The 22769-nt window shown below is 76.6% G+C and carries 22 protein-coding genes; 14 read left to right on the top strand and 8 right to left on the bottom strand.

The window, feature by feature from the left end; all coding sequences use genetic code 11:
* Positions 1–2 precede the first annotated feature (2 nt).
* Together H7K62_RS13515 and H7K62_RS13510 are read right to left on the bottom strand one after the other, a co-directional pair.
* Positions 3–749: a hypothetical protein gene (locus tag H7K62_RS13515; protein ID WP_186719031.1), complete on the bottom strand. Its 747-nt coding sequence runs from the start codon at positions 747–749 to the stop codon at positions 3–5.
* Positions 750–880: 131 nt separating this feature from the next.
* Positions 881–1756 (bottom strand): hypothetical protein, encoded by an 876-nt coding sequence (locus H7K62_RS13510; RefSeq protein WP_186719030.1) that lies wholly within the window; start codon positions 1754–1756, stop codon positions 881–883.
* Positions 1757–1845: 89 nt separating this feature from the next.
* Between H7K62_RS13510 and H7K62_RS13505 the strand changes: the two genes are divergently transcribed.
* Genes H7K62_RS13505 through H7K62_RS13495 form a run of 3 tightly spaced genes read left to right on the top strand, consistent with a single transcriptional unit; the run spans position 1846 to position 3695 of the window.
* Entirely contained in the window at positions 1846–2679 is an 834-nt protein-coding gene (locus H7K62_RS13505) for an oxidoreductase (protein ID WP_186719029.1), read from the top strand.
* Positions 2680–2725: 46 nt separating this feature from the next.
* On the top strand, positions 2726–3133 hold the full coding sequence (locus tag H7K62_RS13500; RefSeq protein WP_186719017.1) for a hypothetical protein: 408 nt from the start codon (positions 2726–2728) through the stop codon (positions 3131–3133).
* Positions 3123–3695 (top strand): hypothetical protein, encoded by a 573-nt coding sequence (locus H7K62_RS13495; protein WP_186719015.1) that lies wholly within the window; start codon positions 3123–3125, stop codon positions 3693–3695. Before H7K62_RS13500 ends, H7K62_RS13495 begins: the two co-directional genes overlap by 11 nt.
* Positions 3696–3731: 36 nt before the next feature.
* On the opposite strand, the gene H7K62_RS13490 is transcribed toward H7K62_RS13495, so the two are convergent.
* Positions 3732–4406 (bottom strand): NUDIX hydrolase N-terminal domain-containing protein, encoded by a 675-nt coding sequence (locus H7K62_RS13490; protein WP_186719013.1) that lies wholly within the window; start codon positions 4404–4406, stop codon positions 3732–3734.
* A 148-nt stretch (positions 4407–4554) separates the two neighbouring features.
* Here H7K62_RS13490 and H7K62_RS13485 point away from each other — a divergent pair, with 148 nt between their 5' ends.
* On the top strand, positions 4555–5055 hold the full coding sequence (locus H7K62_RS13485; RefSeq protein ID WP_186719011.1) for a hypothetical protein: 501 nt from the start codon (positions 4555–4557) through the stop codon (positions 5053–5055).
* 61 nt (positions 5056–5116) lie between these two features.
* On the opposite strand, the gene H7K62_RS13480 is transcribed toward H7K62_RS13485, so the two are convergent.
* Together H7K62_RS13480 and H7K62_RS13475 are read right to left on the bottom strand one after the other, a co-directional pair.
* On the bottom strand, positions 5117–6493 hold the full coding sequence (locus H7K62_RS13480) for a hypothetical protein (protein WP_186719009.1): 1377 nt from the start codon (positions 6491–6493) through the stop codon (positions 5117–5119).
* Positions 6490–7011 carry an RNA polymerase sigma factor gene (locus tag H7K62_RS13475; protein WP_222437571.1) on the bottom strand — a complete coding sequence of 174 codons (522 nt, stop codon included), beginning with the start codon at positions 7009–7011 and terminating at the stop codon, positions 6490–6492. The genes H7K62_RS13480 and H7K62_RS13475 overlap by 4 nt, the downstream gene beginning before the upstream one ends.
* 194 nt (positions 7012–7205) lie before the next feature.
* On the opposite strand from H7K62_RS13475, the gene H7K62_RS13470 reads away from it, so the two are divergent.
* The 4 genes from H7K62_RS13470 (at position 7206) to H7K62_RS13455 (ending at position 11364) form a co-directional block, all read left to right on the top strand.
* Positions 7206–8057, top strand: coding sequence for a HEAT repeat domain-containing protein (locus H7K62_RS13470; RefSeq protein WP_186719005.1), 852 nt, complete (start codon positions 7206–7208; stop codon positions 8055–8057).
* A gap of 23 nt (positions 8058–8080) precedes the next feature.
* Positions 8081–8734, top strand: coding sequence for an HAD family hydrolase (locus H7K62_RS23980; protein ID WP_186719003.1), 654 nt, complete (start codon positions 8081–8083; stop codon positions 8732–8734).
* Between the two features lie 48 nt (positions 8735–8782).
* Positions 8783–9985, top strand: a complete 1203-nt coding sequence (locus H7K62_RS13460; protein ID WP_186719001.1) for a hypothetical protein — start codon at positions 8783–8785, stop codon at positions 9983–9985.
* Positions 9986–10083: 98 nt separating this feature from the next.
* Positions 10084–11364, top strand: coding sequence for a heparan-alpha-glucosaminide N-acetyltransferase domain-containing protein (locus tag H7K62_RS13455; RefSeq protein ID WP_186719000.1), 1281 nt, complete (start codon positions 10084–10086; stop codon positions 11362–11364).
* 10 nt (positions 11365–11374) lie between these two features.
* Here the strand turns inward: H7K62_RS13455 and H7K62_RS13450 are convergent, their stop codons facing one another.
* Positions 11375–11929, bottom strand: coding sequence for a MarR family winged helix-turn-helix transcriptional regulator (locus H7K62_RS13450; protein WP_186718999.1), 555 nt, complete (start codon positions 11927–11929; stop codon positions 11375–11377).
* A gap of 96 nt (positions 11930–12025) precedes the next feature.
* Between H7K62_RS13450 and H7K62_RS13445 the strand changes: the two genes are divergently transcribed.
* The 6 genes from H7K62_RS13445 (at position 12026) to H7K62_RS13420 (ending at position 20552) form a co-directional block, all read left to right on the top strand.
* Complete coding sequence (locus tag H7K62_RS13445; RefSeq protein ID WP_186718995.1) at positions 12026–12682, top strand: alpha/beta hydrolase; 657 nt, start codon at positions 12026–12028, stop codon at positions 12680–12682.
* Complete coding sequence (locus tag H7K62_RS13440; RefSeq protein WP_186718993.1) at positions 12682–13410, top strand: SDR family oxidoreductase; 729 nt, start codon at positions 12682–12684, stop codon at positions 13408–13410. Before H7K62_RS13445 ends, H7K62_RS13440 begins: the two co-directional genes overlap by 1 nt.
* Positions 13411–13580: 170 nt before the next feature.
* Entirely contained in the window at positions 13581–14510 is a 930-nt protein-coding gene (locus H7K62_RS13435) for a VOC family protein (protein ID WP_186718991.1), read from the top strand.
* Positions 14511–14671: 161 nt separating this feature from the next.
* Positions 14672–15799, top strand: a complete 1128-nt coding sequence (locus tag H7K62_RS13430) for a magnesium and cobalt transport protein CorA (protein ID WP_370591766.1) — start codon at positions 14672–14674, stop codon at positions 15797–15799.
* Between the two features lie 91 nt (positions 15800–15890).
* A complete protein-coding gene (locus H7K62_RS13425; protein ID WP_186718989.1) occupies positions 15891–17381 on the top strand; it encodes a heparan-alpha-glucosaminide N-acetyltransferase domain-containing protein in 1491 nt (496 codons plus the stop codon).
* 105 nt (positions 17382–17486) lie between these two features.
* Positions 17487–20552, top strand: coding sequence for an aminotransferase (locus H7K62_RS13420; protein ID WP_222437570.1), 3066 nt, complete (start codon positions 17487–17489; stop codon positions 20550–20552).
* Between the two features lie 22 nt (positions 20553–20574).
* Here the strand turns inward: H7K62_RS13420 and fgd are convergent, their stop codons facing one another.
* The gene (gene fgd, locus H7K62_RS13415) at positions 20575–21585 is read right to left on the bottom strand and encodes a glucose-6-phosphate dehydrogenase (coenzyme-F420) (protein ID WP_186718986.1); all 1011 of its coding nucleotides are present in this window, start codon (positions 21583–21585) and stop codon (positions 20575–20577) included.
* Positions 21582–22736 carry a GGDEF domain-containing protein gene (locus tag H7K62_RS13410; protein ID WP_186718984.1) on the bottom strand — a complete coding sequence of 385 codons (1155 nt, stop codon included), beginning with the start codon at positions 22734–22736 and terminating at the stop codon, positions 21582–21584. Before H7K62_RS13410 ends, fgd begins: the two co-directional genes overlap by 4 nt.
* Positions 22737–22769 lie beyond the last annotated feature (33 nt).

Below are 22769 nucleotides of genomic sequence, written 5' to 3'. Positions count from 1 at the left end.
CGTCAGCCGCCGACGGTCCACAGGTCGCGGGCCGCGCGCCACACCGGCAGCCACGAGCCGCCCTCGGTGACCAGCGCCGCCAGCGCCAGCGGCTGCGTGAGGCGCAGGTGCAGGAGCACCACGCACGTGGCCAGCAGCGCGGCCCGCCCGCAGGACGGGGTGGCCCCCGCCGGGGTGCGCACGCGGAAGGCGGCCGTGCCGGCGTCGAGGTCCATGACGACACCGACCCCGGCCTCGTCGAGCAGCGCGTCGATGCCGCGCGACAGCGCCGCGACGCACTCGCGCGCACCTGGCGTCGTCGTCGTGGGCAGCGCCGCGAGCGGCACGGCGTAGCGGCCCAGCACGTCACCGGCCAGCACCGCGGCCAGCGCCACCGAGGCGCGCCAGTCGGTGGTGCCCGCTCGCAGGTGCGGGAACGCCGTCTCCACCAGCTCGCCCAGGCTCGCCCGCAGGCCCTCGGGGACGCCCTCACCGGCCTGCCCCGGCAGCTGGCCGTAGCGGGCGGCGTCCGCGAGGTGCGCCTGCACCTCGCGGGCCACGACCTCGGACGTGCGGCGGCGCGGCTGGCCGCTGGGGGCCGAGCGGGGGAATCCGTCGGTCCGGGGAGACGGGGAGGCCGGGGAGGCGGCGCGGGGCGCCGGGACCGCGAGCACCGGGGACGGCGAGGTGCGCAGCGGGGACGCCGCAGCGCCTGCGGCCCCTCGGCCGCCGGCCGTGGGAGCAGGGGCGTCGAGCGTCGTCAGGAGCACCCTCCGAGGCTAGGCGGCGCCGGCGCCGCAGCCCGGGCTTGAGCCCACGACGCGCCGGAACACCGCAGCGCCCCGCAGCCGGGTGGGCTGCGGGGCGCTGCGGAGGCCGTGGAAGGCGTCGGCCGAGGTCGTCAGGCGTCGCTCGGCTCCCGGGCGGTGTCCAGGTCGAAGGCGCCGTCGTGCTGCTGGTCGGCCGACGCACCCGCGGCGGCTCCGGTGGCGGCACCCGCCGCGGCACCGGTACCGGCCGCGACACCCGTGCGGGAGCGGGCCGCGCGGCGCGCGGGCGTGCGCGGGGAGGTGCCGGACGCGCTGGCGGTGCCCGCCGTGCGGCTGCGGCCGGTGCCCCGCGTGCTGGCGGCGGCGTCGTCGGCCTTCTGCTCGAGGTCGTTGGCGGCGCCGGCGATGCGGTCGGTGGCCTTCTCCGCCACGTCGGCGGCCTTGGCGGCCAGGCCGCCCTTGCGCCCGGCGGTGCGGGTCGCCCCGGTGTCGGCGCCGTCCGAGCTGCTGTCCGGGCCACTGTCCGGGCCGGCGGTGCGGCTCTCGCCGTCACCGGTGCGCTCGGTGTGCTTCTGGTCCGTGTCGCGCCCGCCCGCCTTCTTCGCCTTCTTCGTGGCGGTGCGCAGGGCGTCGTTGTGGTCCCGCTCGGCCTTCTCGGCGTCCTTGCCCACCGCGTCGGCGTGCTTGACGGCGATCTTCAGCTGCTCCTTGAGCGACTGCACGCCCTTGCGGGAGACGGCGACGTCGCGGTCGGCCAGCTCGAGCTGGGCGCGGGCGGCGCGGCGCACGGCCTTCGCGGCCTTGCGGACCTGCTTGGCCTCCTCGACCTTGCGGGCCAGCACCTCGCGCTGGTCCCCGGCGTCGTGCGCGGCGCGGGCAGCGCGCTCCAGGGCCACCCGCGTGAAGTCGGCACGCCCGGCGGCCTTGTCCGGAGCGCCGGTGGCGGTGGTGTCCTGGCGGTCGGTCTTCTCGGGCGTGCTCGAGCGCCCAGCGGTGTTCTCAGCCATTGATCCAGTCTCCGACGATCGATCACCGCCCGCCACCTGGCGCGACCGCCCGCTGGGCCGCGCCGTCCGGGAGCCCGCAGGATGGAGCCATGACCACCTGGCTGATCACCGGCTGCTCGACCGGCCTCGGACGCGCCCTGGCCTCCGCCGTCCTGGACCGCGGTTGGAACGCCGTCGTCACCGCGCGCGACCCCGGCACCGTCCGCGACCTCGTCGAGGCCCACCCCGGCACGGCCCTCGCGGTGGCCCTCGACGTCACCGACGGCGCTCAGGTGCGCGCCGCCGTGGACGCCGCGCTGGAGCGCTTCGGCGCGGTGGACGTGCTGGTCAACAACGCCGGGTACGGCTACCGGTCCGCCGTGGAGGAGGGCGACGACGACGAGGTGCGCGCCCTCTTCGACACCAACGTCCACGGCGCCGTCGCCATGACCAAGGCGGTGCTCCCGGGCATGCGCGAGCGCCGCCGCGGCGCCGTCGTCAACATCTCCTCGATCGGCGCCCAGCTGTGCCCGCCCGGCTCGGGCTACTACGCGGCCACCAAGCTGGCGCTGGAGGGCATCACCGGCTCGCTGCGCGCCGAGCTGGCCCCGCTGGGGCTGCACGCCGTGGCCGTCGAGCCCGGCGGGTTCCGCACCGACTTCGCCGGCCGGTCGCTCACCGGCACCTCCACCGTCATCGCCGACTACGCCGAGACCGTGGACGCGCGCCGCAAGGAGAACGACCGCGCGCACGGCACGCAGCCGGGAGACCCCGAGCTCGCCGCCCGCGCGATCATCGACGCCGTCACCTCACCGGAACCGCCCGCGCTGCTGCTGCTCGGCAGCGACGCCCTCGAGGCCGCACGCGCGATCGGCGCCGCCCGCCGGCGCGAGCTGGAGTCGTGGGCGGCGGTCTCCACCAGCACGGACGTGCGGGAGGGCTGAGGGCTCGCGGCCCCCGGTTGCCGCCACCGGCCCGTACGATCGAGGGGTGGTGGCGGTCAACCGGGTGGCGCGCGTCGTCGTGCTCCTCGCCCTCCTGTGGTCGCTCGGGAGCCTGCTCGCCGCGGTCAACTGGCACTCCATCTGGCTCGGGCAGCAGCGCATCGACAGCGGCTCCGACGTCGCCCTGCACGCCCAGGAGCGCTGGCAGCACTGGGTGGACATGACGCTGCTCGGCGTGGTGGCGGCGGTGCTCGCGCTCGCGGGAGCGCTGTGGCCGCTGGTGCGCGCTGCGGGGGAGCGGGCTGCTCGCCGAGCCGCCGCCGCTGACGGCTCCACCGCCAGCCCGGCTGCCAGCCCGGCTGCCAGCACCGACATCGACCTGCGCGGGGGCACCGGCTTCGGGGGTGGGTCCGCCGAGGGCCGGCGCCACGCGGAGCAGCGCGATGCCGTCTGAGGGACCCGTCGACCACCACGTCCAGCAGGGGCGCGGCGCCCGGGTGGTCCGCTGGGCGGTGGTGGCGTTCGGGACCTACAACGTCCTGGCCCACGCGGTCGGGGGGCGCTACTGGCTGGCCCTGGCGTGGATGGCCGTCACCGGCGCCCTGCTCGCCGTGCAGCTGGCCCCCCGCCGGCTCGGGACGCGCGTGGAGCGCGACGGGCTGCGCGTGGGCTCTGGGACGCGGTGGGGGCGCCTGATCACCTGGGACCAGGTGGAGCGGCTGCGCGTCCGCGGCCCCTACGACACCGCCAGCGCCCTCGTGCTGCGCGACGGCCACCGCCTGCTCCTGCTGCGCGGCATGGACGCCGACGCCGTGCGGGATCTGGCGGTCTCCCGCGGCCTGCCCCTCGACGACCCGGCGCGGCGCCGCTCGGCCGCCGCGGCTGGGTCGGCAGAGCCGGCCGAGGCGGCGGAGCAGCCCGACTCCACCGCCCCGGGCGCTGCCGCAGGCCCGGTCGACCCTCTCGACGACGGCCCGCTCGACGGTCCCTTCCGCACCGCGCGCCGCCAGCGCTGACCCCTCGGGGCCTGCACCGCGGCCGCGTCGGGGGCCTCAGTCGAGGTCGACCGGCAGCGACGGGTCGCGGTGGTGGTCCAGCGCGCGGCGCAGCTGGCGCTCGGTGACCCGCGCCGCGGACAGCGGCGGCAGCGCGTCGAGGGAGAACCACCCGACGTCGAGCGTCTCCAGCTCCTGCGCCGGCCGCACGTCCCCGGTGGCCCGGCACAGGAAGAACAGCTTGAACACCGCCACCGGCAGCGGGGGGACGTGGCCCTGCGCGTCGCGTTCCCAGCAGGCGAAGAGCTTGACCACCTCCGCCGCGTAGCCGCTCTCCTCCCGCACCTCGCGCAGCACCGCGGCGCGCGGGGTGTCCAGCGGGTCGGCCCAGCCGCCGGGCGGGCACCACCTGCCGTCGGAGCGCTCCTGCATGAGCAGCACGCGCTCGTCGTCGTCGAAGAGGACACCGCGCACGTCCACCTTGGGGGTGGCGTACCCGCTGTCGCGCCCGAGCTCGGCGTGCAGGTCGTCCGCGGGCCGGTCGGTCAGGACGGCGAAGAGCTCCGCGGCCAGACGGCTGGCCTGCGCGTAGCGCACGTGGTCGTAGCGGTCCTGGGAGAACGTGGCGCCGTCCTGCGCCAGGGCCGCCAGCTCCACCGCCACCCTCCGCACCCGCTCCGCCGCGCTGGAGAGCCCGCCGGGTGCCTCGCCGCTGCTCGCTCCGTCGTCCACGACGGCCACCGTACGGGTGGACGGCCGCCGGGGGCTGGGCGCGATCCACAGCCCGCCCCCAGCCGCCGCCGGGCGTGCCGCGAGCCGCCGCGGGCACCGTGGAGCAGACGGACGCGCTCGCCCGCCAGGAGACCGCAGGAGGCACCCCGTGACCGCAACCGCACAGACCCCCGTCGTGGCACCGGTCGCCGACCCCGCTCCTGCCGCCGCTCTCGCGCGCCGCTGGCGCCTGCGGGGCTGGGCCCCGCCGGTCGCCGTCGTCGCCGCGGTCGCGGCGCTCGCGCTGGTGCCGTGGGTGGTCTACCTCGGTGCGACCCTGCCCGCCGACTACACGACCACCAACTGGGACGGCACCTGGCAGGGGCTCGACGTGGCGCTGGCCCTGGCGCTGGCGGCGACGGCGCTCAGCAGCTGGAGGCGCTGGCCCAGCGCAGCGCTGTGGGCGTGCGCGACGGGGGTGCTCATGCTGGCCGACGCCTGGTTCGACCTGTCCATCAGCACCGAGGGCTCCGACCGGGTCTGGTCGGTGGTCTGCGCGTGCGTGGAGGTGCCGGTGGCCCTGCTGGTGGTCCGGCACGGGCACCGGGAGCTGCGCCGGCTGCTCCACCGCGTGACGCCGGACATGCAGAACCCCACCCACGCGCCCTGATCCGGACCCGCGGCGGACTTCTGCCCGTCCGGCGTCACACCCCCGGAGCCGGGAGGACGCCTCACTCGGCGGCCAGGTCGACCACCCCCGCGGCCCACGTCGCCCCGGCGGGGCCGGTGATGGTGACCGTCACCGGCCGGTCCCGGACGAGCAGCCCTGCTGCGCGCACGACCGGCTCCGAGCCGGGGCCGCCGTCGCACAGCCTCCCGCCCTGCACCTCGCCGTCCACACGCACCACCAGCGGCGACGTGCTCAGGCACCGCACGAGCACGGGGGCGGACCAGGTGCCAGCAGGCACCTCCAAGACCTGGGTGCCGGTGGCCACCGCCGGCCCCGCGGCGAACGGGTCGGTGGCCGCTGCCCGCAGCTGGTCGACGGCGGCCCGCTCTCCGGTCGCACGGTCGACCCAGAGCCCCGGGGCCAGCGGCACGCGGCTCTCCTGCTCCCACCCAGCGGTCGATGAGCCGTCCGGAACGAGGTGGGCCTCCACCGTCACCGAGCCGCCCGTGGTGCCCAGCCACAGCCCGTCGACGGCTGCGCTGAGCGCCGACCGGCACGAGCTGCCGGCGCTGCCCACCTGGTTGAGCAGGACCACCAGGCACGCCTCTCCGGTGGGACCAGTCGCGACCCAGTACGTGGCGTCGCCGGTCTTGGCCAGAACGCGCTCGGAACCCGCCGCGTAGGAGGTGGGATCGATGGTCCTGGCGAAGGCGTCAGAGGTCGCCTGGGGCCGGCGCAGCGCGGAGAACACCTCGTCAGCTGAGCCCGCCGCGTTGCGCGGCAGCCACAGGCTGGGGGCCGCCTCGACCAGCCCCCGTCGGGTGAGGTCGGAGGTGTCCCAGCCGTCCGGCACCAGCCACGCGTCGACGAGGTCGGGTTCGCTCATCTGGACCGCCTCAGCGGGGCCCGTCTCGAGCTCGCAGCCCCCGGTGTCGCCGCCACGGTGCTCCACCGCCCAGCACAGCCGGCCTGCAGGGTCGACAGTGGCGTAGAAGCGCCGGTCCATCAGCTGCCCCAGCAGCCGCACCGAGCCGGCGTCGGCGCCGTCGCCGAAGAAGGACGGTGCCGCCGCGGTGTCGGAGGGCACCTGCGGCCTGGCCAGGCCCGCGTAGGAGTGCGCGATCCCACCCGCCGGCGGCGCGGAGTGCGACCTCCCGGCGAGGCGTGCCACGCCCACCGCGGCCGCGGCGAGCGCCAGCACCACGGCCGCCACGGCCAACACCCGCACCACGCGGCGGCGCCGAGCTAGGACGTCGGCCGGGACCACCACGCTGGCCAGCGCGTCGTCGTGGTCGACCCCGGTGTCCAGCGCGGTGACGTCTTCGGCGGCCGTGGCCGCCAGCTCCGTGCGGCGCTGCCGCAGCAGGCCCGCCTCGGCGCGCTCCAGCTCGGCGCGAGCGCCCAGGGCGTCGGCGAGCCTGTCCTCGACGCTGCTCATCGGGTGCCTCCCAGCGTGCGCTCCAGCGCGGCGAGCGCTTTGTGCGTGGTCGACTTCACGGTGCCGCGGGTCACGCCCATCGCGGCGGCGGTCCCGGCCTCGTCGAGGTGGGACCAGTAGCGCAGCACCAGCACCTCGCGCTGCCGCTCCGGCAGCGAGGCCACGGCCGCGAGCACCTCCCGCCGCTCCTCCCCGAGCAGCGCCAGCTCCTCCGCGGACGACGCCGGGACGGCGTGCGGCGCCACCCAGGCGCGCGCGGTGCGGCGCCGGCGCAGCGCCGAGCGGCAGCCGTTGACCACGGCCCGGTGCAGGTATGCACCCGCGCGGTCGGTGTCCTCGAGCCGGTCCCAGTGCCGGTGCAGACCGGCGAACGCGTCCTGCACCACGTCTTCGGCGAGGCCGCGGTCGTCCACGAGCAGCACCGCCAGCCGCACCAGGCGCAGCCAGTGGGCGGTGAACAGCGCGTCCAGCGCGGGTGCCAGCGCTGGTGGGCCGCACTCCTCCTCGGGAGCCCTCACGGCTGCCGCACCGCCTTCCGGTCTGGTGATCACACCCTGGTAGACGCCCGGGGGCGTCCGAGGTTGCCCCGCGACGTGAGGAGGGGTGCCGCACCGTCCCTCCGCCGGTCTCCCGGCACCGTCTCCGCACTCGCCGGCGGTCACCCAGCGTGGCGAACCCGTGTGACGGGTGGTGCTCAGGAGACGATGCGGGCGTGCTGGCACCTGAGCTGACCCTGGCCGACGTCGTCCCGGGGAGGCAGCTCGAGGCGCTCCTGCGCTCCCTGCGCCCGAGCGCGGACGGTTCGCTCGCGGTGCTCGTGGCCCTCACCGAGCACCCGCACCCGGCCGTGCGCGCCGCCCTCGCCCACCGCCTCCCTATGCTGCCCCACGGTCCCGCCGGCCCGGCTCCAGCGCTGGTCAGCGCTCTCGCCCGGCTGGTGGGCGACGAGGACGCCGACACCCGCGAGGCCGCCTGCTTCGCCCTGGCCACCATGTGGCGCGACCACGACGCCCCCGGCGTGTGCGACGCCCTCGCCGCCCGCCTGGAGGACCAGGACGACGACGCGGACGTCCGCCACGAGGCGCTCCTCGGCCTGGCCCACCGCCACGACCCCCGGGCGCTCCCCGCGGTCGCGGCCGCGCTGGCAGCGGACGACGGCCCGGCCTCGCGCCTGGTGCTGGAGGCCGCGGGGGCTCTCGGTGACCCCTCGCTGCACGAGGTGGTGCGCGCCCACGCCGAGGCGTGGCTCGCCGACGCCGACGCCGACCCGGCCGACCTCGACGTGGTCGAGGCCGTGGTGCGCCTCACCGACCCGGACGGCGTGGGCGACGACCTGCTCGACGGCGTGGCCGACCTGTGCCGCGCCCGCGCGCACGGGCGCGCGCCGGGGCGGAGCGTGGCCGCGTGGGAGCAGCTGGACGCCGTGCTTGACGTGGCCCCGCACCGCGCCCGGCAGGCCCTCGAGGAGGTGGCCGTCCGGCTGGACGGCGACCCCGCGGCGCTGCACCACCTGCGCCACGCCTCCTCCCTCGGCCAGCTCGCCGCTGCCCTGCCGCCCCTGTAACCCCGCCTCGGTAGCGTCGCGGCGTGCAGAGCGACTCGCCGTCGACCTCCTCACCGACCGCACCGTGGGTGTCCGCCGTGGTCTTCGACATCGGCGGGGTGCTCTCCGCGCCGGAGGGTGCGCTGCCCGCCGTGGCCGCGGCGCTGGGGCTGCCGGTCGAGGAGCTCGACCGCGTCTACTGGCACCCCCGCGACGCCTACGACCTGGGCGGTCCGCTCGCCGAGTACTGGCACGCGGTCGGGGCCGGGCTCGGGGTGGACCTCAGCGGGCGCGCGGTGGAGCTGGACGAGGTCGACGCCCGGCAGTGGGCGACCCTCGGCTCCGCCGCGCAGGCGCTGCTCGAGGAGGTCGTCGGGCCCGTGCGGGAGAAGGGGCTGCAGCTGGCGGTGCTGTCCAACGCACCGGCGTCCGTGGAGGGCGTGGTCCGGGCCTCGACGTGGTCGGACCCCTTCGACCTGCTGGTCTTCTCCGCCGCGGTCGGTGCGGCCAAGCCCGACCCCGCCATCTACGAGGCCGTGGAGCAGGGGCTCGGCCTGCCGGGCGAGCAGCTCCTCTTCTTCGACGACCGGCCCGTCAACGTCGAGGCGGCCCGCGCCCGGGGGTGGCGCGCGCACGTCTGGCAGGGAGCCGACGGCGCGCGCCGGCACCTCGTCGAGGCGGGCGTCCTGCCCGGCTGACCCGGGTCTGCCCTGCAACGCTCCGCGCGGCCGCGACGTCGTGGGGGCGTGAGCCCACGGAGCGCGACCGCGGCCGTCGTCGTCCTCGTGGCCGTGCTGGCAGGGTGCGGGCTCCGCGGCGGCGGTCCGGTGCAGGAGGCGTCGCCGTCGTCCACGATCCCGCCGGTGACGGCGTCCGCGGGGGAGTGGGCGGCGATGAGCGCCGCCCCGCTGGAGCCTCGTGGCGGGGCGCTCCCGGTCTGGACGGGGGAGCGGCTGCTGCTGCTCGGCGGGTACCGGTACGACGAGCAGCAGCCACCCTGCCCGCCAGCGGCGAGCTGCGCAGCTCCGCAGCCGACCCGGTTCGACGACGGCGCCGCGTGGGACCCGGCCACAGGCACCTGGGCGCACCTCGTCGGTCCGGCCGGCGCGACGAGCGGCTCGTCGCAGGTCGGTGATCGCGCGGTGTGGTCGGGGGAGTCGGTCTTCACGCGCTCCCAGCGGACCACGCCCGACCTGGCGAGAGGGACCCTGACGCGCGCGGCCGTCGACTCCGGCCCGGCGCTGGTCTACTCCGACCCCGTCTGGACCGGTGACCGGCTCGTCACCGTCGGCTGGGACTACGGCGCCGCCGCGTCCGGCGTCGACGGGCAGCTGGTCGCGCAGGTGCTCGACCCCTCCACGGGCGGCGCCACCGCCGTCCCCTGGCCCTACGGCCCGCCGGGTGCGGAGGGCGTGCGCACGGCGTGGACCGGTCGGGAGGTGGTCGCGCTGGTCGCCACGCACGGTGCCTCTGAGACCAGCGAAGGCACGTGGCGCGTGGTGGCGTTCGGCCCCGCGGCGTCGACCTGGCGCTCCGTCACCGACCGCGCCGACCAGCCGTGGGACGCCGCGTGGGACGGCCAGCGCGTGCTCGTGGAGACCCCGGACCGGCTGACTGCCCTGGACGTCGCCACGGGCGGGACCTCCGAGGTGGCTCCGCTGCCGGACCACCGGTTGGGCGACCTGCAGGTCAGCGCTTCCGGCCGCCTGCTGCTGACGGGCTCGCCGAGCTACCTGCTCGACGAGGACGACGACGGCGACGCCCGCTGGCTGCGGGTGCCCGAGCCGCCCCGGGCCGCTGTCACGACGGACAGCACCGTCGCCTGGGCGGGCGACGACCTCGTCGTCTGGGGCGGCACCCAGGCGTCCGAGCAGGACGGCGGCGCCACGCGCAGCACCGCCGAGGGGTGGGTCTGGAGGGGGCTCGGGGCGCGGGTCACCGCGGGGTAGCCGGCTGCTGCCCGCGCGTCGCGGTCGGAGCGTCGTGACCGGTGTGCGCATGCTGGACCACCACCACGCGCAGCCCGGTCCCGACACCAGGAGCCCGCATGACCACCACGGCGCCGACGGCACCCCCGGCGCTGCGGGCTGCGGCGCCCCCGGCCGCCAGGGCTCGGGTGGCCGGCGTCGACGTCGTCCGGGGCCTGCTGCTGGTGGTCATCGTGCTCAGCGGAAGCCTGCTGGAGCCGCCCGCCTGGTTCGACCACGCCCCGTGGGTCGGGGTGCACCCGCTGGACCTGGTGTTCCCCTCCTTCGTGCTGCTCATGGGCGTGGGCCTGGGGTTCGCCTGCGCCCGGGGCGTGCAGCTCACGCGCCTGCCCCGGCGGGTGCTGGTGCTGCTGGCCGCGGGGTTCGCCTACAACGCCGCCGTGCAGTGGGCGCGCCTGGGGACGGTCGACCCGGGGCAGCTGCGGTGGACCGGGGTGCTGCAGGTGTTCGCGCTGCTGACGCTGGTCATCAGCCTGGTGCACCTCGTGGTGCGGGGGTGGGTCGCCTGGACCGCGGTGGCGCTCGCCGCCGGTGCCGCGCACACCTGGCTGCTGGCCCGCTGGGCCGCGACCTGCCCGGGCGGTGAGCTGACCCCGACCTGCAACCCGTCCCTCGGCATCGACCCCGCCGTGGTGCCGGTGGGGCACCTGTACTGGCAGATGGACGCCGGGCACGACCCCGAGGGCCTGGTCGCCCTGTTCGGCGCCTGCGCCACCGCGGCGGCCGGGGTCGCCGCCGCGCACGCCCTGCGGGGCCGCACGCCCTCCCCGACCTCCGCAGCCTCCTCCACGGGTGGCGGCGGACTGCTCACCCGGGCGCTGGTCGCGGCGGGGCTGGCCGGGCCCGGGGTCGTCCCCGCTGCGGCGCGGCTGGTGGTGGTCGCCGCGGTCCTGGCGGTGGGCGGACGCGTCGCGTCGCTGTGGGTGCCGGCGATGAAGCGGCTCTGGACGGCGCCGTTCGGGCTGTCCGTCGCGGCCCTCGTCATCGCGCTGGTCGCGGTGGTGCACCTGCTCGTCGACGCGCCGTGGGTCCAGCGCGGGCCGGCCCGGGGGACCGTCCTGCCCTCCCTCCCGGCGGGCCTGCGCGCCCTGCGGGAGCCGTTCGTCGCGCTGGGGCGCAACAGCCTGCTGGTCTACGTCGGCAGCGAGGTGCTGGCCACCGTCCTCCTCCTGCGGCCGCTGCGAGCCGACCCGGCGGCCGAGCCGAGCTGGGCGCAGTCGCTGGCCGGGCACCTCGCGTGGCTGGGCGGTCCGCAGGTCGGGCTGAGCGCCGCGCTGCTGGCGGGGTGGTGGGTGCTCGCGCTGCTGCTGCACCGGCGCCGGTGGTACCTGCGCGCCTGAGGTCGCGGCGTCAGTGCCCACCGTCAGCGCGGTCAGCGGGGCCAGCCGGACGGCCGTCCTCGTCCTCGTCGTCGTCGGAGTCGTAGCGGCGGTACATCGCCGCCATCCCGCCGCCCGTGTCCAGGCCCCGCAGCAGCGCCTCCGCGATGCCCGTGAGCTGCGCCAGCTGCTCGGGGGTGAGGACGTCGACGACGTGCTGGCGCACCGCGCGCACGTGGCCCGGCGCCGCCTGCTCGATGCGCGCCATCCCGCCGTCGGTGAGGGCGGCGACGGTGGCGCGGCCGTCGTCAGGGTCCGGTCGGCGCGCCAGCAGCCCCCGGGCCTCCATGCGCTTCACCACGTGGGACAGGCGGGGGAGCGTGGCGCTGGTCTGCGCCGCCAGCTCGCTCATCCGCAGCGCGCGGCCGGGGGCCTCGGAGAGCATCGCCAGGACGAAGTACTCGAACAGCGTGACGTCGGCGTCCCGCCGTAGCTGGCCGTCGAGGGTGCCGGGCAGCACCTCGAGCAGCGCGGCCACGCGCACCCACGCGGCGAGCTGGGTCCTGTCGAGCCAGGGGACGTCCACGGAGCCATGCTGACGCAGAAGTAGTTGTAGCGACAACTTCCGGGTGGTACGGTCGAGCCAAGAAGTTGAAGCGACAACTACTGGGGAGCGTGAGCCGTGGAGCCTGTCGTCCTGCGACGAGGCAGCGCTGGTGCCGGCGCACCGCTCGTCGTGCTGCTGCACGGCCGCGGCGCCACCGAGGCCGACGTGATCGGCCTGGCCGACCACCTGCCGTCCGACGTCGGCGGCGCAGGCGGTCCGGAGTACGTCGCCCTGCGCGCCCCGATCACCGCGGGCGGCGGGTTCGCGTGGTTCGCCAACGCCGGCATCGGCCGACCGCTGCCGGAGTCCCTGGCCGCCTCGACCGCCTGGTTCCGCACCTGGCTCGACGCCGAGGCCCCCCTCGATGTCGAGCGTCCCCGCCCGGTGCTGCTCGTCGGGTTCAGCGGTGGAGCGACCTTCGCCGGCGGCGCCCTGCTCGCCGACCCCTCCCGCTACGCCGGGCTCGCCACCCTCTTCGCGACCCTCCCGTTCGAGGCGGGCGTGCCCACCACGCCCGGCCACCTCACCGGGGTGCCGGTGTTCGTGGCCCAGGGCGACGCCGACACCGTCATCCCGCCCGAGCTGCAGCGCCGCACCTGGACCTACCTCCACGAGACCTCCGGTGCCGACCTCACCGCGGTGCGCACGCCCGGCGGCCACGGCTTGACGGCCGACGTCGTCGTCGCCCTGCGCGACTGGACCGCGGGCGCGCTCGAGGGGAGCCTGCGCTGATGGACCTCGGACTCTCCGGCCGCGTCGCCGTCGTCACCGCCGCCTCGAAGGGGCTCGGCCGCGCCAGCGCGCTGGCCCTCGCCGCCGAGGGCGCGCGCGTGCTCGTCTCCGCCCGCTCCGCCGACCTGCTCGACGCCCTGGTCGAGGAGGTGGGCGCCGCCGGCGGTGAGGCGCTCGCGGTGCCCGGCGACATGACCGACCCCGCGCTGCCGTCCCGCCTCGTGGCCGCCGCGCTCGAGCGGTGGGGGCGCCTGGACGCCGTGGTCGGCAATGCTGGAGGCCCGCCCACCGGGCGGGCCCTGGATGTCGACGACGACGCGCTGCTCGCCGCGTTCCAGGCCAACGCCCTGGCCTCGATCCGGCTGGCCCGCGCGGCGGTGCCGCACCTCGTCGAGCGCGGCTGGGGGCGGGTCGTGTTCATCGCGTCGGCCAGCGTGAAGCAGCCCATCCCCGACCTGGCCCTGTCCAACACCGCGCGCACCGCGCTGTGGGCGTGGACCAAGACGGCCGCGGCCGACATCGCCGCCAGCGGCGTGACCATCAACGTGGTGGCGCCCGGCCTGCACGCCACCGACCGGCTCCTCGAGCGCGGCGTGCCCGCCGGCGCGCGCACCGGGACGCCGGAGGACTTCGGGAAGGTGGTCGCCTTCCTCTGCTCCGAGCCCGCCGCCTTCGTCAACGGCACCGCCGTGGCCGTCGACGGCGGAGCCACCCTCGGCCTGCTCTGAGCCCCACCCCCTCAGGTGTGCACGACTCCCATGATCACGCCCCGTGGTGTGCACGACTCCCATGATCACGGCCAGACCCTCCGTGATCATGGGCGTTGTGCGCACGGGTGATCGTGATCATGGGCGTTGTGCACACCTCCACGACCCGTCGACGTCCGGGAGGACCCGCCATGACCACCCCCTCCAGCGGCCGCGCCACCAGCGAGCTGCTCCTGCCCGGCGCCACCGCCATGGACGCCGTCACCCTGCACGTCGCCGACCTGCCGGCGATGACCGCCTACTACCGTGACGCGCTCGGCCTGGTGGAGCTGGACGGCGCCGCCGCCCGGACGGCTGTCGACCTGGCGACCCCGGGCGCGGCGGGTGCGCAGCACGCCGTGCTCGGGCGGGGCGGCACGCCGCTCGTCGTCCTCGTCCACACCCCGGGGCTGCCTGCGCCGAAGGCGGGCGAGGCCGGGCTGTTCCACACCGCGCTGCTCTTCCCCGACCGCGAGGGCCTGGCCGACGCCGTGGCCCGCGCCGCGCAGCACCCCCGCTCGCGCTACGTCGGCTCCGCCGACCACCTCGTGTCGAACGCGTTCTACTTCACCGACCCCGAGGACAACGGCATCGAGCTGTACTGGGACCGCCCGCGCGAGCAGTGGGACTGGCAGGCCGGCCGCGTGGTCATGGACAACGCCCCGCTGGACCCGAACGCCTTCCTGCGCGAGCACGTGGCGGCCCCCCTCGACCAGCCCGCCGGGGGCTCCGCGGAGGTCGGGCACGTGCACCTCAAGGTCGGCGACGTCGAGACCGCCCGTGCCTTCTACGTGGACACCCTCGGCTTCGAGGTGACGGCCGAGTGGCACGGTGCCCTGTTCGTCGCCGCCGGCGGCTACCACCACCACATGGCCATGAACACGTGGCAGAGCCGCGGCGCCGGCGCCCGCGCCGCCACGCTCGGGCTGGGACAGGTGTCGCTGGTGCTGCCGGCGCGCTCTGACCTCGACGCCCTCGCCGACCGGCTGCGCGCGGCGCGGGTGGACGTGCGCGACGACGGCCGCACGCTGCGCTTCGAGGACCCGTGGAAGAGCCTGCTCGAGGTCAGCGCCGCCGCCTGAGCCCGCGGGGGACGGCCGGTGGGTGGATCCGGTCCCGTCCCCGCTTGGTGCAGGGTGGCCCTGGTCCCGTAGGAGTGGGTCAGGGCCACCCTGCACCCAGCGGGGGGCACACTGTCCTCGCACCGCACACCGCGTCCGCTCAGATCCCCGGGAGGTGCCCTGTGGCCAGGCGCCGGCTGCCGCTGCCCTCGATGGGCCGACGCGGCATGGTCCCCTCGCGCGACCTGTCCCAGGACGGCGCCATCCCCATGGCCCGCCCGGTCCGCGGCAGCAGCCTCGTGGACAGCGGCGTCTACCGCGGCGGGGAGCGCGTCGCGTCCCCGCCCGACCTCACCGCCACGGTGGCCGCGCTGCGCGAGGAGCCCGGCCGCACCGCCTGGATGGGCCTGTACCGGCCCGCCGCGCAGGAGCTCACCGCGCTCGCGGACGAGTTCGACCTGCACGAGCTGGCCGTCGAGGACGCCGTCGTGGCCCACCAGCGGCCCAAGCTCGAGCGCTACGGCAAGACCCTCTTCGTGGTGCTGCGCGCCGCCCGCTACGTGGACGACGCCGAGGAGGTGGAGTTCGGCGAGCTGCACCTGTTCATCGGCCCGGACTTCGTCATCACCGTCCGCCACGCCGAGAGCCCGGACCTGTCCGCCGTCCGCCGGCGCCTCGAGGCGGACCCGGAGCTGCTCGCCCGCGGCACGGAGGCGGTGCTCTACGCCATCCTCGACGCCGTGGTCGACGGGTACGGCCCGGTGCTGCGCGGCCTCGGCACCGACATCGACGAGATCGAGTCGCAGGTGTTCAGCGGCGACCCGCAGGTCTCGCGGCGCATCTACGAGCTCTCCCAGGAGGTGGTCGACTTCCAGCGGGCGGTGACGCCGCTGGTGTCGATCCTCGCCGGGCTCACCGCCGGGTTCGAGAAGTACGGCGTGGACGAGGAGCTGCAGCGCTACCTGCGCGACGTCGCCGACCACGTCACGGTGGCCGCGGAGCGCATCGACGGCTACCGCAACCAGCTGCGCGACATCCTCCAGGTCAACGCCATCCTCGTGGGGCAGCGCCAGAACGAGGAGATCAAGGCGATGACCGAGGCCAGCTACGCCCAGGGCGAGGAGGTCAAGAAGATCTCCTCCTGGGCGGCCATCCTCTTCACGCCCAGCCTCATCAGCGGCCTGTACGGCATGAACTTCAAGTACATGCCCGAGCTCGACCACCCGTGGGGCTACCCGGTGGCGCTGCTGCTCATGCTCGCGCTGTCCGTCGGCCTCTTCGTGGCCTTCCGGCGCCGCGGCTGGCTCTGACCCGGCCCGTCCCGCCGGGATGACGCGACACGCCAGGCGGTCCGCCCTCGGGCTGACGGCCGCGGGGCCCCCTGATCACTAGCGTTCGCGCGTGACGACGACCGGCGCCGAGGCGCTCCTGCCCGCGCCCCGGCCCGACGGCGGCACCGGAACAGGCGCCGGCACGGACACCGGCACAGACACCGGCACCGGCGGGGGCGCCACGGGGGAGCCCGCTGCGGTCCCCCGACCGCGCCTGCGCGGCGTCGACCTGGCCCGGGGCCTGGCGGTGCTCGGCATGTTCGCCGCCCACGCCTCCGGCGCGCCCACCCTGCTGGCCGCCGACCCCGCCACCTGGGCAGGCGTGGTGCACGGGCGGAGCTCGATCCTCTTCGCCACCCTCGCCGGGGTCTCGGTGGCGCTCATGACCGGACGCACCACCCCTCCCGACGACGACGCCGTGGTGGCCGCGCGGGTGCGCGTGCTGGTGCGCGCGGTCTGCCTGTTCGTGCTCGGCGGCCTGCTGCAGTTCCTCAGCTCACCCGTCGCGGTCATCCTCGAGCACTACGCGCTGCTGCTGGTGCTGTGCGTGCCGCTGCTGCGCGTCCGTCCGCGGACGCTGCTGCTGGCCGCCGCGGGGGTCGCGCTGGTCGTCGCGCCGCTGAGGGCGCTGCTCTCGGCGGTGGAGGGCGCTGGGGGGTGGGTCGGCTTCGGCGGGGCGTTCGGGTCGCTGGCGGTGCAGGGGCCCTACCCGGTCCTCGTGTGGGCGGCCTTCGTGCTCGCCGGCCTGGCCGTGGGCCGCTGCGACCTGTCGGCCACCCGCGTGCGCCGGGCGCTGGTGGTGGGCGGGGTGCTGCTGGCCGTGCTCGGGTACGGCGGCTCGTGGGCGCTGACGCAGGCCTTCCCGTCGGTCGACCCCGCCTCGGCGTCGGCGGCGTCGTCGGTTTCGTCGTCGGCGGCGTCGTCGTCGTCCGCTGCGGGGGCGGGGCCGGCGGTGGGGACGGGGGCGGGCGGCTCGGGCACCTCCGGCCCGGGGCTGGTGCCGGGCCGGGACGTGGACCTGTCCGGCTCCACCTGCCAGCGCTGGTCGGAGGGCACCGTCTACTGCGCCGCGGACGACGGGCCCAGTGCCTTCAACGAAGACGGCTCCCAGGGCGACCCCGGCGGGGGTGACGGCGCCGGGGGGAGCGGCAGCTGGCGGGACGCGCTCAGCCTCGACCAGTTCCTCGGAGCGCAGGCCCACTCCGCCGCCACCCCCGAGGTGCTCGGCTCCGGCGGGGTGGCGCTGGCGGTGCTGGGTGCGTGCCTGTGGCTGGCCGACGCGCTGGGCCGCCGCCGCGCGGCCTGGCTGGTGGCGCCGCTCGTGGCCGTCGGGTCCATGCCGCTCACGGCCTACTGCACGCACGTGGTCGCGCTCGCGTTCACCTCCCACGACGCCTACGGCGGCTCCGGGGAGCCGTCGTGGCTGGCCGGCAGCTGGCAGCTGTGGACGCTCTTCGCGGTGACCGCCCTGGTGGCGTGCCCGCTGTGGGTGCGCTTCGCCGGCCGCGGCCCCCTGGAGCGGCTCCTCGGCTGGGCGGCGCGGCGAGCCGCCCGGCCCTGAGCGGCTCGTGACCGGCTGGTGACGGACCGGTGATCGTCAGGCGTCGCGGCGGACCCAGGACGGGGGCGCGTTGAACCGCGGCCGCGGGAAGTGCCATCCTCCGCCGTGCCCGGGTTCGACTTCACCACTGACCACGTGCCCCCGCTGCCCCTGGACGAGGCCTGGGCGCAGGCCGTGGCGCGCGAGCGCTTCGGGCTGGAGGTGCGCGCCCGCTCCCTGGGCAGCCAGCAGGACGCCAACTTCCTCCTCACCCGTCACGACGACGGCGAGGGCGGGTCCCCCGGCCAGAGCGGGGTGGTCGCCGTGCTCAAGGCCACCAACCCGTCCGTCTCGGCCCTCGAGGTGGAGGCGCACGACGAGGGCGCCGACCTCCTCGCCCGCCGCTGCCCGGACCTGCGCGTGTCCACGGTGCTGCGCGACGGCGACGGCACCCCGCTGCGCCAGCGCGTGCCCACGCCCCACGGCGAGGTGACGGCGCGCCTGATCCGCTTCCTGCCGGGTGGCACCGCCGTCGACCGCGGCCACCTGCACCCCTCGCTCGTGGCGCGGATGGGCGAGGTGGCCGCCCGCGTGGACCTGGCCTTGCAGGGGTGGGACCACCCGGGCCTGCAGCGGGTGCTCGAGTGGGACCCGCAGCACGCCCTGCGCGCCGTGGAGCTCATGGCCGCGTCCCTGCCCGCCGACCGCCGCGACGCCGTCCTGGTGACCGCGCGAGAGGCCTGGGACCGCGTCACCGCGGTGGCGGACCAGCTGCCGCAGCAGGCGGTGCACCTGGACCTCACGGACGACAACCTCGTCCTGGAGGACCCGGCCGCCGCCGCCGCGCGGGGCGTGCCCTGGGCGGCCCGCACGCTGGACGGCCTCATCGACGTCTCCGACCTCGTGCGCACGTGGACGGTGGCGGAGCTGGCCATCACCGTCTCCTCCCTGCTCCATCACGACGGCGTGCTCCACGCCGGGCCGTCCGCGGTGCTGCCGGCGGTGCGCGCCTACCACGCCGTGCGCCCGCTGTCGGGGGCCGAGGTGGCGGCGCTGTGGCCGCTGGTGGTGCTGCGCGCGGCGGTGCTGGTCACCAGCGGCAGCCACCAGGTGGAGGTGGACGGCGCCAACACCTACGCCAGCTCGCGGCTGGAGGAGAACGAGTGGCGCATCTACGAGCAGGCCACCGCCGTCCCCGTGGACGTGGTCACGGCGGTGCTGCAGCACGCGCTGGGCGTGCCCGCCCCGTCGTCGTCCACCGCCACGACGACGACGGCTGCCGGGCCGGGCGCACCGGCTGCCGCCGAGGAGCTGGTGGCGGACCTGGCCGGCGCGGTGGTGCTCGACCTCGCGTGGGACTCCGAGGCGCTCGACGGCGGGGCGTTCCTGCGTCCCGGGCTGGTGGCCGAGCTGGCCGCGGCGCACCTCGAGCAGGGCGCCCGCGCGGTGGTGACCCGCTGGGGCGAGGCGCGCCTGGCCGGGAGCCCGGCGCTGTCCGCGGCGGCACCCGCCACGGTGGCCACGGGCGTGGAGGTCTGGACCGCCCGGCCGCTGGTGCTGCGGGCGCCGTGGGCGGGGACCCTCGAGCGCACCGCCGACGGGCTGGTCCTCACCGCCGGTGAGCACCGCCTGGTGCTGGCCCTGGAGGACCCCGACCCGGCGCTGCTGTCCGAGACCGGCGCGGTGACCGCCGGGCGCGCGCTGGCGGAGCTGGCGGCGGGGGAGCGGTTCGCCGTGCAGCACCTCGTCGGCGCTGGTGCCGGGGGTGGCGGGGCCGTGCCGCTGCTGGTCACCGCCGCCGAGGCACCCGGCTGGCTGGCGCGCACGTCAGACCCCGCCGCGCTGCTCTCCCTGCCCGCCGGACCGGCCCGCCCCTCGGCGCGGGAGGCCGCGCACGAGCTGCTCGAGCGCCGCGACGCCGGCGTGCTCGCCGAGGTGCAGGAGCACTACTACTCCGGGGCGGTCGAGGCGCCGCGCATCGAGCGCGGCTGGCGCCACCACCTGGCCACCACCGACGGCCGGGTGCTGCTCGACATGCTCAACAACGTCACCGTGGCCGGGCACGCCCACCCCCGCATCGCGGCCGCTGCCAGCCGGCAGCTGGCCCGGCTCAACACCAACTCCCGCTTCCACTACGCCGGGGTGGTGGAGCTGTCCGAGCGGCTCGCGTCGCTGCTGCCGGACCCCCTCGACACGGTGTTCCTGGTGAACTCCGGGTCGGAGGCCACCGACCTGGCCATCCGCCTGGCCACCGTCGCCACGGGCCGGCCCGACGTGGTGGCGGTGCGCGAGGCCTACCACGGGTGGACCTTCGCCTCCGACGCCGTCTCGACGTCCGTGGCCGACAACCCCGCCGCGCTGGAGACCCGCCCGGCGTGGGTGCACACCGTGGAGGCGCCCAACGCCTACCGCGGCCGCTACCGCGCCGCCCGCGGGGACGACCTGGGCCGCTACGCCGCTGACGCCGTCGCCGCGATCGACGCCCTGGCCGCCGCGGGAACGCCGCCGGCGGGCTTCATCGCCGAGGCGTTCTACGGCAACGCCGGGGGCATGCCGCTGCCGCCCGGCTACCTGGAGGCCGTCTACGCCGCCGTCCGCCGGCACGGCGGCCTGGCGATCGCCGACGAGGTGCAGGTCGGCTACGGCCGCCTCGGGTCGACGTTCTGGGGCTTCGAGCAGCAGGGCGTGGTGCCCGACGTCGTCGCCGTCGCCAAGTCGGTCGGCAACGGCCACCCCGTCGGCGCGGTCATCACCACCCGCGAGGTCGCCGCCCGCTACCGCGACGCCGGCTACTTCTTCGCCTCCACCGGGGGCAGCCCGGTCTCCTGCGCGGTGGCGATGGCGGTGCTCGACGTGCTGCAGGGCGAGCAGCTGCAGGAGAACGCGCGCGTGGTCGGGGCGCGGCTCAAGGCAGGGCTGGCCGCCCTCGCCGAGCGCCACCCGCTGGTCGGCGCCGTGCACGGCGAGGGCCTCTACCTGGGCCTGGAGCTGGTGCGCGACCGCGTGACCCTCGAGCCCGCCCGGGAGGAGACGGCCGCGCTGTGCGACCGCCTCCTCGACCTCGGCGTGGTCATGCAGCCCACCAGCGACCGCCAGAACGTGCTCAAGGTCAAGCCGCCGCTGTGCGTCGACGAGGCCGCCGTCGACTTCTTCGTCGCCGCCGTCGACAGGGCGCTCACCGAGATCGCCTGACGACGACGACGGCGGCGGCCGGTCAGCCGCGCAGCAGCGGGACGACGTCCTCGGTGAACTGGGTCAGGAACCGGGTCTGGTCGGCGCCGGGGCCGTGGAAGACCAGGTGGTCGAAGCCGGCCTCGACGTAGCCCTTCACCGCGGCGGCCACCTCGGGGGGGTCGTCGGAGACGATCCACCGCTGGGCGACCTGCTCGATGGGCAGCTCGTCGGCCAGGCGGCCCATCTCCACCGGGTCGTGCACCTGGGCCTTCTGCTCCGCGCTCAGCGACAGCGGCGCCCAGAAGCGGGTGTTCTCCAGGGCCCGCCCGTGGTCGCGGTCGTAGGAGAGCTTCACCTCGATGGTCCGCTCGATGTCGGCCTCGGTGCGCCCGGAGGCCTCCAGCCCCTCGCGCAGCGAGGGCAGCAGCGTCTGGGAGTACAGGTCCATGCCCTTGCCGGAGGTGCAGATGTACCCGTCGCCGGCGCGCCCGGCGTACTTGGTGACCCCGGGGCCGCCGGCGGCGATGAACACCGGCACCGGGGTCTGGGGCTTGTCGTAGACGGTGGCGTCGTGCAGGCGGTAGTACTCGCCCTCGAAGGTGACGCGGTCCTCGGTCCACAGCTGGCGGATGAGGCGGACGGCCTCGCGCAGGCGGGCGAAGCGCTCGCGGGTCTCGGGGAAGGCCGAGCCGACGGCGTGCTCGTTGAGGGCCTCACCGGTGCCGACGCCGAGGATGACCCGGCCGGGGGCCAGGCAGCCGAGGGTGGCGAAGGCCTGGGCGATGACAGCGGGGTTGTAGCGCAGGGTGGGGGTGAGCACGGAGGTGCCGAGCGCGACCCGGGAGGTCTTGGCGGCCACCCACGGCAGCCAGCTCAGCGCGGAGGGGGCGTGCCCGCCCTCGTGGCGCCAGGGCTGGAAGTGGTCGGAGATCCACACGGAGTCCAGGCCGGACTCCTCGGCCTGGACGGCGTAGTCGGCCAGCTGGGCGGGGTCGAACTGCTCGGCGGAGGCCTTGTAGCCGAGCTTCAGCTCACGACGCGCATCACTCATGCACCGATCCTGGTCCCTGCCGCTGCGGTCTGCTCGGCGGTCTGCTCGGCGGTCTGCTCGGGGGACCGGGGCCGGGTGCTGCGCCGCACGCAGTTGCGGCCCGCGTGCTTGGCGTCGTAGAGACCCTGGTCGGCCTCGTCGACGAGGCACCCCAGCACCTCTGAGGCCGTCTGGGCCGCGGTGCCCGCCAACCCGCCGGCGGGTCGGTCCGCCGTGCCCACGCTGACGGTCACCCGCGGCACGCCGGGCTCGTCCACCCGCTCGACCGCCGCTCGCAGGCGCTCGGCGGCGGCGGCGACCGCGGCGTCATCGGGCCAGGTGCCGACCACGGCGAACTCCTCCCCGCCGAGGCGCACCACGAGGTCGCGCTCGCGCACACCGGCGCGCAGGGCGAGCGCCGTGCGCGCGAGCACCCGGTCGCCCACGCCGTGGCCCCAGGTGTCGTTGACGGCCTTGAACCTGTCCACGTCGGCCACCAGGACCCCGAGGACGGCGCCGCCCCGCCCCTCCGCGGCCGCCGCCACGGCCTCGGAGACGGTCGCGGCCGCGGCCTCGCCCAGTCCGTGGCGGTTGAGCAGCCCGGTGAGGGCATCGGTCCGCGCCAGGTGCTCCGCCCGCGCCTGCGCTCCGCGCACGGCCGTGGCGAGCACGAACACGACGACGACGGGGACCAGCGAGCACAGCAGCACCGCGGAGAGGGCGTAGGCGGCCAGCCGCGGGTCCTGGTGGCGGGCGACCACCACGACCACCTGGCCCGCCACCACGCCGGCGGTGAGGAGGGCGAGCAGCGACCGCCGCAGGAACATGACCCCCGCCACCGGCACCACGAAGAGCACGGTGGCGCACACCCACTGCCAGGTGGTGTCCGGCACGAGCACCGACTCCAGCACCAGCAGCGCGGCCACCGCGCACAGCTGCACCAGGGCCTCGCCCTCGGCGAGGTGGCGGCGCAGCAGGCACCAGCTGAGCAGAGCGGCCCAGACGGCCGCGACGGCGAGCATCGTGGACGTGGCCACGTCCAGCACGCCGGCCCGGCTCAGCTGCGCGCCGATGAGCACCTCGACCACCCCGGCGCCGAAGAGCACCGCGAGCAGGCCCGTGCGCCAGTCGAACCCGGCGCTCCAGCGGCGCACCAGCGTCGTGACCCCCACCACTCCCGTGTCATCGGCACGCGCGGGGCCGGG

Source organism: Quadrisphaera sp. RL12-1S, from assembly GCF_014270065.1.
GTDB lineage: Bacteria > Actinomycetota > Actinomycetes > Actinomycetales > Quadrisphaeraceae > Quadrisphaera.
Note: the sequence above shows the minus strand (reverse complement) of the source record. Positions and strands in the feature narration are given on the sequence as shown.

What these genes read in the sequence shown, in the direction of transcription:
- H7K62_RS13510 (WP_186719030.1), bottom strand. Translation starts at nt 1,756, where the DNA reads ATGGCTGAGAACACCGCTGGGCGCTCGAGCACGCCCGAGAAGACCGAC.
- H7K62_RS13505 (WP_186719029.1), top strand. Translation starts at nt 1,846, where the DNA reads ATGACCACCTGGCTGATCACCGGCTGCTCGACCGGCCTCGGACGCGCC.
- H7K62_RS13495 (WP_186719015.1), top strand. Translation starts at nt 3,123, where the DNA reads ATGCCGTCTGAGGGACCCGTCGACCACCACGTCCAGCAGGGGCGCGGC.
- H7K62_RS13480 (WP_186719009.1), bottom strand. Translation starts at nt 6,493, where the DNA reads ATGAGCAGCGTCGAGGACAGGCTCGCCGACGCCCTGGGCGCTCGCGCC.
- H7K62_RS13455 (WP_186719000.1), top strand. Translation starts at nt 10,084, where the DNA reads ATGACCACCACGGCGCCGACGGCACCCCCGGCGCTGCGGGCTGCGGCG.
- H7K62_RS13440 (WP_186718993.1), top strand. Translation starts at nt 12,682, where the DNA reads ATGGACCTCGGACTCTCCGGCCGCGTCGCCGTCGTCACCGCCGCCTCG.
- H7K62_RS13435 (WP_186718991.1), top strand. Translation starts at nt 13,581, where the DNA reads ATGACCACCCCCTCCAGCGGCCGCGCCACCAGCGAGCTGCTCCTGCCC.
- fgd (WP_186718986.1), bottom strand. Translation starts at nt 21,585, where the DNA reads ATGAGTGATGCGCGTCGTGAGCTGAAGCTCGGCTACAAGGCCTCCGCC.